The following is a 13,132-nucleotide window of genomic DNA, read 5'->3' on the forward strand; positions in this document are numbered from 1 at the left end:
GGGCCTCGGTCTGTGGTCACCGCGGGCTGGTTGAGGTGGGTGGGGTGCCCTGGTCCGTCGTCGGCTACGTGTCCGCGTTGCGGTCTGGGCGGCCTTCCCTCGAAGCTGCGAGGAGGCTGTGGACGATGGATGCGGTGGTTCGGTCAGTACCGCCCGGTCAGGCTGCGAAGCCGGCCGGTCAGGGCCGGGGGCCCTTCCTGCTGGGCCCCCGGGGGTTGGGGACCTCGGCTGCTCGTATCGTCTGGAACGCGCGGCCTGAACACCACAGCACCAGCGTCCCGCTCTCCTCACGGCCCCCGGTGGTGCCCGGCCTGCCCGTCCGCCGGACTGCCCCGGTGCCGTCATCCCCGCCTGCGGCCACGACTTCTTCCACGGCGCTGGGGGTGTCGTTGTACTGTCCGGGGCCGGTCCGGGTGGACGAGCCGTTGGGGGCCGAGGTCAACGAACGGCTCCTCGCATGGGTGCAGCGCGTGGGCATCTTCCCCGGCCGCCTCGATGCGGTCCGCGCGTGCAACTACGGCCGTTACGCCATGCTCATCCATCCCGACTGCGACGACCCTGACCGGCTCCTGCTGGCCGCGCAGTGCATGGCGGCCCTGTTCGCGGTGGACGACTACTACTGCGATGACGAACGCACCGGATCCGACACCGCGCTGGTCGGAAACCGTCTCACCCTCGCCCAGACGGCTCTGGACCCCGCCTACCTGGTGGGCGGATGGGGACACCAGGAGCAGCTCGAAGAGGCGCTCGCCTCGGATCCCGTCCTGGTGGCACTGCGCTCCTACATCGACCGCGTCGCCGGCTTCGCGACCCCTGCGCAGGTGGGCAGGGTCCGCCACGAGACGGTGGCCATGTTCGTGGCCATGAACGGCGAGGCCGGCTGGCGGACCACCCAAACGACCCCCGCCGTGTGGGAGTACCTGGCCGCACGGCAGGTCAACAGCTTCCTGCCGTGCATGACCCTGATCGACGTCATCAGCGGATACGAACTCCCCGCCACCCTCTACTCCCACCCCCCGGTACGGCGGGCCACCATGCTGGCCGCCAGCGCCAGCATCATCCTCAACGACCTCTACTCGATGAACAAGGAAGCCGAACCCGGCATCGGCGACGGCGGACTGCCCGACGTCATCGCCGCCGAACGCGGCTGCACCCCACGCGAAGCCGTCCAGCTGAGCGCCGCCTACCACGACGAACTCGTCCGCGCATTCGAAGCAGCGCGTAGCGAACTCACCGCCACGATCCCCTCGCCGGAACTCTGGCGCTACCTCACCGGACTCCACGCCTGGCTCGGCGGCAACCACGAATGGCACGCCACAACCGGCCGCTACGCCACAGCAACCGGCGACCGCAGCACATGAGGCCCGGACACGGCGCGCTCTGAGGAACACCCCCGAAGTCAGCAGAGCGACGTCCCACCGTTACACCAACACCACGCCCTGAAGGGCCCAGTCCCCATCCCATCCCATCCCTTCCATCCGTACGAGGGGATGGGGTTGTCCTGCCTGACGCGTCGATCATGCTCGTCGGTGACCAAAAGTGAAGACGTGGAGGGGCGGGGATGATGGCCGACAGCGTTGTGGTGATCGATTGCGGTTCGGAGCAGATCAAGGCCGGTCTGGCCGGTAGGGCTGCGCCGGAGGTGGTGTTTCCCCCGGAGGTTGCCCGCCCGAGACTGCCCGGGCAGGCGGCCGTCCTGGTGGGGGAGAAGGCCCACGCCAAGGCGGGCTCAGGGTCGGTGACGAGCTCCCGCCCGATCAAGGACGGCAAGGTGGTGGACTGGGACGGCTTCGCAGCCCTGTACCGGCATGCCCTGCGGGCGTGGCCGGAGGCCGCCGCTTCGGGCGGCGTGGTGGTGGTGGTGGTGCAGCACCGCGACCTCATCGCCGAGCAGGGCGACCGTCTGGTCCAGGTGGCCCGACTGCATGAAGCGCGTCAGCCAGGACTCCTCGGCGTTCGAGAGCACCGCCACGTAACTCCGAGACTGCCTGCCCAACTACACCAACGGCGCACCGGTGAACGTCATCACGCCGCCCACACCCGGCCACCGGGCCTGGAGCGGCGCCTCAACCCTGGCCGCCACCGGCGCCCTCACCTGGGTCCCGTAACCCCCGCGAGCCCCGGGGCACCCGGAAGCGCCGGAACGCGGCGGGAGAACCCCACGCGTTCCGGCGCGCGGCCTCCGCGCCCCGGATGCGGCCGACCCGGCCTACCCGCAAAGGCCGGTGAGCCTCGCTGCTTCAGCCGCACAGCGTTGTGTACTGCCCAGGTCGCGCCGCCGTGATGTGAGTGGGTCAGCGGCGGCCGATGACGCCCGCGAAGGCGGCCAGCGAGAGGGTGCCGGTCTTCTTGGCGGCGCTTCCGACGGCGTCCCAGCTGCCGATGGACTGGCCGTAGTTGGCGGTCAGGGCGGTTCCGGTGGCGGCGTTCTTCGGGTCGGTCATGTCCGTGCCGGCTGCCATCTCCACGACCAGCGGGACCTGGGTGGCGAGATCGACCGAGCCCTGGAGGACCTTTCCGGCGATCTTCCCGGAGGCGGTGGAGGTCCCGACCACCTTCGCGCCCTTGGTGCCGATGTAGTTGAAGACGGTCGAAGCCTCGGACGCGGCGCTCCCGCCGGTGGTGGCCAGGAACGAGCGGCCCGCGGCCTTGGAGACCACGCTGGCCTTGGACACCGCTCCGCCGGCCACGCCGATAGTCTTCATGGCGGCCCGCCCGGCCTTGAGGCTCTTGGCGACCGCGCCGACCCCGGGCAGTGCCGCGAGGGCGTCGGCGCCCAGGCCGACGAAGGTCATGGCGTCCCAGTCGCCCTGGATCGCCGCGTCGACGGTGTGCGCGCCGAGCGAGGCGACAGCGGTCACGATGGCGATCGGCCCCGCGATCGGGGTGAGGATGGGAATGAGGGCCAGGACACCGGCGACGGCGGAGACGATGCCGAGGATGTCGCCGAAGAGTCCCCAGAAGCCGCCGCCCTCTTCGGCGGCCGCGGCCTCGGCCGCCTTGCGCGCGGCCTCGGCCTTGAGCCACTCGAACTCCTGGCCCCGCGTCTCGATGATCCGGGTGAACTCCCGGTCGGTGAGCAGACACTGGAGCTGGAACTCGGCCTGGAGAGCGATCGCGGTATCGATGAGGTCGTAGAGGTAGCCATCGGGGATCCGGTCGCGCGCGTAGCCGTTGTCCTTCAGCCGCCAGTAGTTGCCCGTGAAGCTCATGCCACCCATGGCGAGGGAGCCATTGGGGCCGGTGTTGCGGGCGATCTCCGGGTGCATGAAGGACAACACACCCTGCACCGAATCCCGCAGCGCGTACATGTCGCGCTCGTCGGGCCACCATGGTGACTCCTTGGAGTACTTCCACTCCTGCATCTGCGTGTGTTGCTTCTGCAGGTCCGACCGGAGGGACTCGGTGAAGGCCTCGGCCTGGGCGGCGGCTTCCGGGTTCGACTCCAGGTACGCGCCGTACTCCTCGTCGAGGCGCCGCAGCGCGGAGAGGATCTGGCTCTCCTGGAAGACGAACATCCGCAGCAGCTGGTCGATCTTGTAGCGTTCGGCGCTGGTCAGCGCGTTGGGGTCCCAGCCCCAGATCTTCAGCGCATCCGACTCGTTGCCGGTGTACATGTTCAGTTCGGAGTGGACCGCGCCGACGAACTTGTCCCTGCCCGGGTCGAAGCCGAGGCTGTAGAGGGGGGAGCTGATCTGGTACGAGATGTGCATGGTGGGGAGGTCCCTTCTCAGGCAGCGGATTCGGCGAAGGCGATGGTCTTGCAGACCTGGCCGATGATCTCGACGCAGTTGTCCCACTCGGCGATGTTCTCGGTGGCGATGGCGAAGTCCGCCATGGCGAGGCGGCCCGGGATGGGCACGAACACGTGGAGCTGGCGCACGGTGGTGGCGCCGCCCCCTTCGCCGAGGAGGTTCACCGGCCGCTCGACCTTCCGCTCCTCGGTGAGCAGCACGGCGGGGCCGGCCTCCAGGCGGACGACACCGACCTCGGCGTCCGGGTAGATCGCCCCCATGGTGCGGGCCAGGCGGTGCACGGTGAGCTCGTTGGACAGCTCGGCGGGGCGGGCGGTCACGGTCAGGGTCACCGAGGAGAGCTTCTTCTCCGGCTCCTCCCGCGAAGGCCCGGACAGCAAGGTGCCCGCGTAGACGGCACCCGCCGCGCTGAGCATCTCGTACATCGACTGCTGAGCCAGCACCGCGTGCGCGATCTCCGCGTCCGACGGCCTCGGATCGACCATGTTCAACCGCTCGATCAGGCGATTGGTGTTCACCTCGGCAGAGACAGCGAAGTCGATGTCCTGGAAATGCTCCGGCACTCCGAAGCTGAGCGGGAGATCGATGGTGACATCGGGCACGAAGCGCTCCTGACGGATCGGGAAAGGGGCAGGAAACACGGACAGCCGCCACAGGAATCGACCCGTGATCGGCTCCGGCCGCGCCATCCTCGGCAGGCCCCTGAATGCCGGACAAGACGACGAATCCGGCCATTCGCGCGTGACGGCCCGTTCCGATGCGCAGAGGCCCACAAAACCCGGATCCCATCCGGAACGCAGAGAATTCCACTGCGAGCGAATGTCCTGATCCGCGGTCACCCACACGAGGGAATCCCAGGCCTATCCGGTGGCTGGCGCGACCGCGAGCCGATCGTCGACGCCCTTCAACGGGGCGGCACTCAGAACCCTGCAGGGACCGGCGGTACCTGAACCTCCTCGGCACCTGCCGCCGCGACCTGCCAGCCCTGCGCACCGTCGTCGCCGAGCTCCTCGCCGGCTGCCAGGCCGACGCCATCCCGTACGGAGCGCGAGTACGTCATCCTGACCGGCCGCACTTCCACGGCGGCGACGATTACCTCTCCTCGGCGTCGTCGTCCTCGTCGAGGCCCACGCAGTTGCGGTTGGCGTGCTTGAACTGGCGGGCCTACCAGTCCCGGAGCCGATGCAGTTACTCGGCGCCACACGTCCGCCCGCCGTAGCCACACGCGGGTAGCAGCCCGGCGCCAAGCACCGGGAGCAGGACCAGGCGCGCGAGATGCCCCGTGCGGGCTCCACAGGCGGCACCGGAGGCGGTGAAGGCGGGGGGCGTGGCCAAGAATGCCGGCGGTGGCGGTGGCGGTGGCGGTGGCGGTGGCGGTGGCGGCGGGATGGGCGGCGTCGGCGGCAGCGGCGGCCATGCCAGCAGTGCAGGCCCGGCGGGCGGGGGCGGTTACAGCGGCGGCTTGATCGACAAGATCGACAAGGGCGAGCCGCATCGGCGGGAAGGCGGCACGGGCGGGCAGGGCCGGAGTTCTCGCGCGTGTGCAGGGCCTTCAGGGCGAAGACGCTGGTGAGGTAGGAGGAGCCGCAGTACACGGGGAACCGGCCCGGAGCATCCCGGCCTGTGGACGTGGGCTGCTTGTACGTCACCCCACTGGCGCCCCAAGGCTTCGACCCGCCCGGGTGCGGGCCTTCTGCCGGTGGTGAGGCCGCCGCCCCCGCCGCCCGGGGCAGGTGGCGGGGGCGGCATGGATCACGCGTGACAGGCTGGCCGCGGTGACCGGCGCGGGGCGGGGCCGTGAAGCCGGCCGTGGGGTCAGGAGACGGTGAAGGAGAACGAGGCGTCGGCCCAGACGCCGGGCTTGCCCGTGACGACGAGGTAGGTGTCGCTGCGGGTGCCGCAGGTCGGGTGCGGCCAGTTCGAGATCTGGACGTCGTAGTCGAAGGAGTATTTCTGCAGGGTGGCGTTGGCGACGAGCTTGTTGATGTCCAGGCTCTTGTCCTCCAGCTCGATGCAGTACTGGCCTTCCGCCGGCTTGGTGACTCGCTCGATGCCCTTGGACCGGTTTACGCTGCCGTCGGCATTGAGTACCGCGGCGGCCTGCGCGTAGGGGGCGTTCGCCTTCGCCGCACCCGGCGGGGCGGCGGCCATGGCCACCCCCGCGAACACCCCTCCGGCCACGAGGCTGAGCGTGGCCCCGGTCCACAGAGCCGTGCGGATCTTCTTGTTTTCGAGCATGCGAAGTCCCTTTCCCCAAGCAACGCATCCGGCTTCAACAAGCCCGGTCACCAACGACCTTAGGGACGCGGTTCACTTGCTGGGTGTTACGCAAGAGCAAACCGCCCGCAAGAACGTCGGGGGAGCATGGCCGGGTGCACACGTGCGGGCGCGGGCGACCCCAACTGCCGACGCGGTGACCCCTGGGGGGTCAGTGATATCCGCGGTGCAGTGGGTGGCGAGACTGGCAGGCACCGGGCGTACGGGGCGCAGAGGGGGCGCGTTTGGCTTGGTCGGTGTGGCGCTTTTCCGCTGTTTTGTGCTTGCTGGCTCTCGCCGGACACGTGGTGCCGCCGCCTCCTAGCCGATGGGGGTGTCCTTATAGCGGGAACTCCGGCCCAGAGATCACGGCATCGGGCCTCGCCGACTGGTCGAGGTCGTCCTGTGCGGCCGTACGGGCCCTGCGGCGCCCCCCGAAGACGGGTATGCCCTGAAGACGTTCATGTTGCTGAACGCGGTCTCCGCGCGGCTGGATGAGAAGTCCTTCGCGGCTGTTCACCTGGCCGGATCCCGGTACGGGCTGCCCGTCGCGGACGTCGATCCCACGGAGGTTCCCGGATACCGGCCGCTGGACAACGACCGTGCCCTGCGCGCGCTGTACTTGCCGCAGGAGGGCTTCCTGGACGCCCGGCGCTGGCTGGCCACCCTGGACGCGGCCCTTGACGCCCTGCCCCAAGTGACCCGCAGCACCGAGGGACGCCTGAGCGCCACCGCCCGCGGCTACAGCCTGCACAGAACGGAAGGCGTGTACGCCGCCCCGGCGGTGGTCGTCGCAGTCGGCGCCTGGACCACCTCCGTGCTCCACTCGCTCGATCCGGACGTCTCGGTGCTGCCGGTGCTGTCCGTGGAAGGGACCGCTTTCACGGCGGGCGCCCCTGCTTCGCTGCCCGCGGTGTTGCGTACGCCGAACCGTGCGTACGCCTGTGGCCTGCACACCGTCCCCCAGGCCGACGGCTCCTGGTACGTCGGGGCGTCCGCAGCCCCGGCCCTGGTCCCCGGATCCGCCCCGACGGCGGGCGGTCTGCGCTTCCTGTTGGATTCGGCACTCGGGCAGCTCCATCGCGGCCTCGCCACGGCCCCAGTGCAGCAGCTGCGTCATGGGAACCGGCCTATCGGGCTCGACGGTCACCCGCTGCTCGGCCCCACCGTCCGACCCGGGTTGTGGGTGGCCACCGGCACCCACCGCGACGGCCTGCACGCCTCCCCACTGATCGCGCAGGAACTCGCCGGTGCCCTCCTCCACGACCAACCCGCCCGGTGGCTCACCCCTTGGCGGCCCGACCGGGCCCCGATCAGCGACTGGAACATCGAGGACGCGGCCGGGGAAGCCGCCGACCACCACCACGCTCTGACGGCGGAGTCCCGCATGCGACCGCCGCTGACCGGGAGCTGGCCCCAGGCGCTGGAATACGCGTACGGGCGTCGCATGAGGGAGGTGTACGCGGCCATGCCCGAGGGCTACGTCCTGCCGCCAGACCTTGCCCCCGCTCGGCTACGAGCACCAAGACGCAATCGCCGCCATGGCACGCGACTACCTGGACCGCCTGCCGGCACAAGGCGCAGGAACCAAGGGAACCGGAGCCACGGACGGCCACTGAGGGAACGCGACCTTGTGACGGTACGGCAGGCGTGGCTTGTCCTGGCAGGGCAGGCTCTTGACCCGCGTCGGTCAACGCCGGTGACCTTGACCGCGTCAACGGAGTTGGAAGGGCATGGGCAGAGAACAGGTGTGGGTGCGGGCCGCCTCGCCGACCTCTGCCGCCGGCACGGCATCCGCCGCAGCATGGGCCGGGTCGGCTCGAGTTACGACTGTCAGTCTTTTCGCACCGGATCCCGCAAGGATCGGGTAGCCCCGGCCGAGGCGGTCTGACTCTTGCTTACGACTGACCCCGCGGGTGTCCTGGCGTTGATCTGTCGACGGCCCGGCCGGGCACGCAGCAAGCGCTGCCGCCGGACGCATCGGCTCGCTCCAGCGCCTCCGCCTCCGCCGCGCCGTCGAGCAGAGTGAGTTCCTAACGCTCAGGTGTGGCTGCCGTCGGCCCTCGCGTCTCGCTCCTGGAGAGCAGACATTCCGTCATTTTGGTACGCCAACCGAGATGTTCCGAGCGCATGCGTAGGTGGCCGGGAAACGACGGTCACACGGTCGCGGGGTGCGGGAAACCCTGCAGAGCACCCTCGCGACATCTGTAGCGTGCAAGGAATGGAACGAGGTCAGCCTGTCGTCGCCGGAGTGGCGATTGCTTTCATCGGCTACACGAGCACCTTCGCGGCCGTCCTGGCGGGCTTGCGGGCCGTCGGTGCCGACCGGGCCGAAGCGACCTCGGGTCTGGTCGCGCTCTGTCTGTTGCTCGGGCTCGGCACGTTGTGGCTGAGCCGACGCACCCGGATGCCGATCACCGCCGCCTGGTCGACGCCAGGGGCCGCTGTGCTGACGAGCGCGGGTCAGGTGGCCGGCGGTTGGCAGGCTGCCGTGGGCGGATTCCTGGTCGCGGGTGCCCTGGTGACGCTGACCGGCCTCTGGCCGCGGCTTGGCGCCCTGGTGGCGGCGATCCCGGCACCGATCGCGCAGGCGATGCTGGCGGGCGTCCTTCTCGAACTCTGCCTGGTGCCCGTCAAAGCACTCTCCTCCCACCCCCGGGAGGTCGTGCCGATCCTCGTCACGTGGCTCATCGTCATGGTGACCGCGCCACGCTGGGCCGTTCTCGCCGCCTTCGGGGCGACCGCCGTCGTCGTCGGCTTCCTCGCCGCCCGGGGCGAAGGGTTGCACGGGCCGTGGCTGCCCCAACTCGCACTGACGGCACCCCACCTGTCATGGGCCGCGATCGCGGGCATCGCGCTTCCGCTGTACGTCGTGACGATGGCCGCGCAGAACGTGCCCGGTATCGCGATCATGAGTTCCTTCGGCTACCAGGTGCCATGGCGTGCCTCCATGACGGTCACCGGTGTCGGCAGTGTGCTCGCCGCTCCGTTCGGCGGGCACGCCGTCAACCTCGCCGCAATCAGCGCGGCCCTGCCCGCGTCGCCGGAGGCGCACCCGGAGCCGGCACGAAGATGGCTGGCGTCTCAGGCCTTCGCCGTCACATACCTTGGGCTCGCCGCGGGAACCACGGCGCTCACCAGCTTTCTCGCCGTCGCCCCGGCGGACGTCGTCGGGACCGTGGCCGGTCTCGGTCTCCTCGGGACCCTGGGGCATGCGCTGACCGCCGCGGTCGTCGGCCCCGGCGGCACCGGATCCGCCTCCACCCCCGCCTCCACCCCCGCTTCCGTCTCGTCGGCGGACCGGACGGCGGCGACCGTTACCTTCGTCGTCGCCGCATCGGGCACAACGCTGGCCGGGGTCAGTTCCGCCTTCTGGGCGCTGGTCGCAGGCCTTCTGGTACGTCTTGCCTTCACGGCTTCGCCACGGAGCTCCGAGGCGAAGTCCGTCGAGGACGAACCGGCCTGACTACCACCGGGATCGGCGCATGGAAGCCGCCCTCGGCGGTCGAGGGCCGGTCCGCCCTCGACGTGGAAGTCGCTGACCGGCCGTCAGCCGCGCGGTCTGACGCCCGGTGGCAGATTTGGGGCCTGCTCCGAAAGCGTCACCCAGACCGCGCCGTCGACGATCTCGGCCATGTGTACCCGTACGGGCAACTGCGCGGGCGGAGCGTCCACCGCTCCGGTGCGCAGGTCGAACCGCGACATGTGCAATGGACACTCCACGATGCAGCCGTCGACCCAGCCGTCCGTGAGCGCCGCCTGTTGGTGCGTACAGGTGTCGTCCAGCACGTGGACCGCTTCGTCCTCGGTGAGGAAGACCGCGAGGGGCGGTGACGTGGACGTGACCCGGTAGCCCTTGTCCGTCGACAGGTCCGAGATCTCGCAGACCTTGATCGGATCAGCGGCCATGTCCCCGGTCCTCCCAGAGCTCGATGGAGTGGTTTTGGTACCGGACCTTGTCCTGGTACGTCTTTCGCATGAGGGGGTTGTCCGGGACGACGGCCAGGTTCACCGTGCCGGAGACCTGGATGCCCCGGTCGGTCAGCCCGCTCGCCTTCTCCGGGTTGTTGGACATCAGCGTCACCGAGCCCACGCCGAGGAACTCCAGAATCTCCGCCGCCCGGTCGAACGACCGCGCGTCGCGCTGGAACCCGAGCTGCGCGTAGGCCTCGGTCTGCGCGACCCCCTCCTCACGGAGACGGGCCGTGAGCAGCTCGGCCATGCGGCCGTTGCCCTTGCCGTCCTGATCCAGCCAGATGACCAGTCCGCTGCCCGCCTCGTCGATCCTCTCCTGCGCCATGGCCATCTGCTCACGGCAGTCGCACTCGATGCCGTTGAAGACGTGCGCGGTGGTGCACTGCGAGTGGACCCGGCACAGGACGTCCTCCTTGCCGGCGATCTCCCCCTTGACGATGGCGATCGACTCGCTCTGGCCGTCGTAGAACAAGTACTCCGTGAAGTCGCCGAACCGCGTGTGCAACGGTCCCTGCGCGAGAAGGACTATCACTTCGATCCAATCTGAGAACGCGACGTGATCGCCGCGTACGAGTCGTCCGCTTCCATGAACCGTTCCGTGACCAGCACGTACTGCTCCTCCACCCGGCTCCACGCGCTCGGCGCCTTCCCGTCGAGCACGTGGTCGGCGGAGCCCAGCCGCAGGCGTGCCACATTCCGGACGCCGAGCGCGGTCGACGTGGTGAACATGCTCAGGTCCGCCGCTCGCGCGAGCGCGTCGGCCACCTCCGAGATGTGGATGTCCCGTTCGAGGACCGGCTCCCCCATCCCGGCCAGCAGGTCCATCACGGTCCTGCGGGTGATGCCGGGCAGGATGGAGCCGAGCTTCGGAGTGACGAACCGCCCGTCCAGCCACAGGAAGACGTTCATGGTCGTGCATTCCTGGAGGTGGCCGTCGCCGTCGAGCCACAGCAGGGTGTCGTATCCCGCGGCCTGCGCGTCCCGCATGGCCAGTGCCGAACTCGTGTAGTTGGCGGCGGTCTTCACGCTCGCGAACACCGGATGCGTGCGCGGCGTGCCGCCCTCGACGAGGACGCCGATGCCCTCGGCGTCCACGACCGGGTCGAACCTCTTGACGAGGACCGCGAAGACGTACGTCGCGTTCCGCTGCGGCATGATGTCGCCGCCCGCCGCGAACACGACGGGCCTGACGTAAAGGCTCCGCGCCGCGCCGGCGTCCCAGTTGGCGCGCACTGCGCTCTCGATCGCCTCGACGAAGACGTCGTACGCCGGGCAGGGCAGAGCGAGTGCCGTGCACGAGGCCCTGAGTCTGTCGTGGTGGTCCCGCGCCCTGAAGACCAGGAAGGCGGGATCCGCGAGGTAGGCGCGCATCCCTTCGAAGACCGAGAACCCGAACTGGATCCCGTCCGCGCTGAACTCGGCCAGGCTCCCGACTTCGTTCGCCCTGAGCGTGGGTCGGTCGTACCGGAGACCGTCACAGTCACCACCGCCGGAGCCGACGCATCGGGACACCGCGACCGCGGGCAGCCAAGCGTGCCCGCTCTCCTGCGTCATTCTGATCTCCTCGGTTCGCGAAGTGCCACGGTCAGGAGGACAGGAACGGACACGAGTCCGCAGTCGCCACGCCCTCCGTCGCGCCCCCGGGACCGATTGCGATCTGGAGCTGGGAGTGCGAGAGGTTGTTGAAGTGGACGTCCTTGTCCGCGGCGTTGGTGATCCGGGCGCCGGGGTATGAGGTGATGAACTGCCCGACGAAGTTCTTCGCCATCACCATGCCGAGATTGCGGCCGGGGCAGCTGCGACGTCCCTTGCCGAACGGCATCACGTACGGCTCGGCCCCCTTCTCCTGCTGCAGGAACCGCTCGGGCTCGAAGGCGCCGCCGTACTCGGCGTGCAGTGCATGGATGTTGGGCATTACGCGGGTGCCCGTCTTCAGCAAGTACCTGCGCCCCTCGACGTCCACGTCGAAGTCCTTGACGATCTTGTTGTTGATGACCGAGCCAGGGGGGCTCAGGCGCAGCGTCTCGCTGACGCACGCTTCGACCAGCTCGTCCTTGTGCTCTCCGGTGCAGGCCGCGATGGCATCGCGCCACTTCGCGTTCTCAGGGAGGAGCACGTACCACAGAGTCGCCAGGATGGTGTTTTGTACGGTGTCCAGACCGGCGATGGAGGCTGTCAGAAGGTCGTCCCGGGTGATCTCGGTCGCGATGCCGAGCTTCTCGTTTCCCGTGGCGACGTGCTCCCACACCGTGCCGGGTCCGGGCGTCCTGCGGAGCACGCCGGCCAGGTGGTGCTGCAGGTGCTTGATGTTGTGCTGCAGACGTCGTGCTTCCCGGGTGACGGGCCAGGTCGCCATCGGGAAGTAGACCCGGTTCCAGAAGCGGTTGGAGTAGAACCTCAGTCCCGTGAAGGTCTCGTTCAACGCGAACATGAAGGGGACGTCCGACACGGTGCCGTCGCGGTCCTTGAAAGGAACGGTCAGACCCATGGCGTCCTCGCCCCAGACGAACTCCCCCATGACGCCGCGGGTGTAATCACCTGCGATGCGCTTCATGTCGAGCGGGGCGTCGTCACCGGTGAACGAACTGCATAACTCGGCTGCCTGCCGACTGGATATCGTGAATATCCTGGCCTGATCGAACCCCTTTCCGAGGTTGCGCTTCCGGTCCCCGAAGTGTTCCGTGGTGATCTTCTGGAACGTCATCGCCGACGGCGAGAGCTGTCCGAACGAATAGAGGGCCGGCGTGTCCCGGTCGATGTACTTTCCGGTGACGGCCGGGTTGACGAGGATCTCCGTTGTCTGCTTGTTCACGGCATAGAGCTGGATGTCGAAGCCGCGGATGCTTCCGACGAAGTCGGTTGCAGGGTGGTCCAGGTACAGGTAGTCGCGCGTCTTGTTCCGGTTGATGAGGCCGGAGACGTCCGCCTCGGAACCGATGAACGGATAGGTCCTGCTGAACACGACGCCCTGCTTCTCGTAGTACCTGCGGTCGAGAACCGTGCGCATCACTTTCGTGGCGAAGGCGAGAGAGGCGACACTGCCTGCTGCCGCCGGGGCGTACAGGTATAACCTCATAATGGCTCCTCAACACTTCAGGGACGGAGCATGCCTGACGAACTGGTTCGCCCGCCCCGTCCGCGACGCT

At 69.0% G+C, this 13,132-nt stretch carries 12 protein-coding genes; 4 read left to right on the plus strand and 8 right to left on the minus strand.

What is annotated here, in order from left to right:
• The first annotated feature begins 125 nt into the window (after positions 1 to 125).
• Positions 126 to 1,361 carry a family 2 encapsulin nanocompartment cargo protein terpene cyclase gene (locus ACFWB8_RS21645; RefSeq protein ID WP_385229300.1) on the plus strand — a complete coding sequence of 412 codons (1,236 nt, stop codon included), beginning with the start codon at positions 126 to 128 and terminating at the stop codon, positions 1,359 to 1,361.
• A 203-nt stretch (positions 1,362 to 1,564) separates the two neighbouring features.
• Positions 1,565 to 2,284, plus strand: coding sequence for a hypothetical protein (locus ACFWB8_RS21650; RefSeq protein ID WP_385229374.1), 720 nt, complete (start codon positions 1,565 to 1,567; stop codon positions 2,282 to 2,284).
• A 10-nt stretch (positions 2,285 to 2,294) separates the two neighbouring features.
• Here the strand turns inward: ACFWB8_RS21650 and ACFWB8_RS21655 are convergent, their stop codons facing one another.
• From ACFWB8_RS21655 to ACFWB8_RS21670, 4 genes are all read right to left on the minus strand, one after another.
• Positions 2,295 to 3,713 carry a hypothetical protein gene (locus ACFWB8_RS21655; protein WP_385229303.1) on the minus strand — a complete coding sequence of 473 codons (1,419 nt, stop codon included), beginning with the start codon at positions 3,711 to 3,713 and terminating at the stop codon, positions 2,295 to 2,297.
• A gap of 17 nt (positions 3,714 to 3,730) precedes the next feature.
• Positions 3,731 to 4,357, minus strand: coding sequence for a hypothetical protein (locus ACFWB8_RS21660; protein WP_385229306.1), 627 nt, complete (start codon positions 4,355 to 4,357; stop codon positions 3,731 to 3,733).
• A gap of 317 nt (positions 4,358 to 4,674) precedes the next feature.
• On the minus strand, positions 4,675 to 4,836 hold the full coding sequence (locus tag ACFWB8_RS21665; protein WP_385229309.1) for a hypothetical protein: 162 nt from the start codon (positions 4,834 to 4,836) through the stop codon (positions 4,675 to 4,677).
• A gap of 734 nt (positions 4,837 to 5,570) precedes the next feature.
• The gene (locus tag ACFWB8_RS21670; RefSeq protein WP_385229312.1) at positions 5,571 to 5,993 is read right to left on the minus strand and encodes a hypothetical protein; all 423 of its coding nucleotides are present in this window, start codon (positions 5,991 to 5,993) and stop codon (positions 5,571 to 5,573) included.
• Between the two features lie 481 nt (positions 5,994 to 6,474).
• Here ACFWB8_RS21670 and ACFWB8_RS21675 point away from each other — a divergent pair, with 481 nt between their 5' ends.
• On the plus strand, positions 6,475 to 7,902 hold the full coding sequence (locus ACFWB8_RS21675) for an NAD(P)/FAD-dependent oxidoreductase (RefSeq protein WP_385229315.1): 1,428 nt from the start codon (positions 6,475 to 6,477) through the stop codon (positions 7,900 to 7,902).
• Positions 7,903 to 8,232: 330 nt separating this feature from the next.
• Positions 8,233 to 9,477, plus strand: a complete 1,245-nt coding sequence (locus ACFWB8_RS21680) for a benzoate/H(+) symporter BenE family transporter (RefSeq protein WP_385229318.1) — start codon at positions 8,233 to 8,235, stop codon at positions 9,475 to 9,477.
• A gap of 83 nt (positions 9,478 to 9,560) precedes the next feature.
• On the opposite strand, the gene ACFWB8_RS21685 is transcribed toward ACFWB8_RS21680, so the two are convergent.
• From ACFWB8_RS21685 to ACFWB8_RS21700, 4 genes are read right to left on the minus strand one after another with little or no spacing between them, the layout of a single operon-like run.
• Positions 9,561 to 9,920 (minus strand): non-heme iron oxygenase ferredoxin subunit, encoded by a 360-nt coding sequence (locus ACFWB8_RS21685; RefSeq protein ID WP_385229321.1) that lies wholly within the window; start codon positions 9,918 to 9,920, stop codon positions 9,561 to 9,563.
• Positions 9,910 to 10,518, minus strand: a complete 609-nt coding sequence (locus ACFWB8_RS21690; RefSeq protein ID WP_385229324.1) for a GTP cyclohydrolase II — start codon at positions 10,516 to 10,518, stop codon at positions 9,910 to 9,912. The genes ACFWB8_RS21685 and ACFWB8_RS21690 overlap by 11 nt, the downstream gene beginning before the upstream one ends.
• Positions 10,515 to 11,540, minus strand: a complete 1,026-nt coding sequence (locus tag ACFWB8_RS21695) for an aminotransferase class IV (RefSeq protein ID WP_385229327.1) — start codon at positions 11,538 to 11,540, stop codon at positions 10,515 to 10,517. Before ACFWB8_RS21695 ends, ACFWB8_RS21690 begins: the two co-directional genes overlap by 4 nt.
• Before the next feature lie 31 nt (positions 11,541 to 11,571).
• Positions 11,572 to 13,062 carry a cytochrome P450 gene (locus ACFWB8_RS21700; protein ID WP_385229330.1) on the minus strand — a complete coding sequence of 497 codons (1,491 nt, stop codon included), beginning with the start codon at positions 13,060 to 13,062 and terminating at the stop codon, positions 11,572 to 11,574.
• Positions 13,063 to 13,132: the final 70 nt, after the last annotated feature.

The organism is Streptomyces sp. NPDC060031 (assembly GCF_042736805.1).
Lineage (GTDB): Bacteria > Actinomycetota > Actinomycetes > Streptomycetales > Streptomycetaceae > Streptomyces.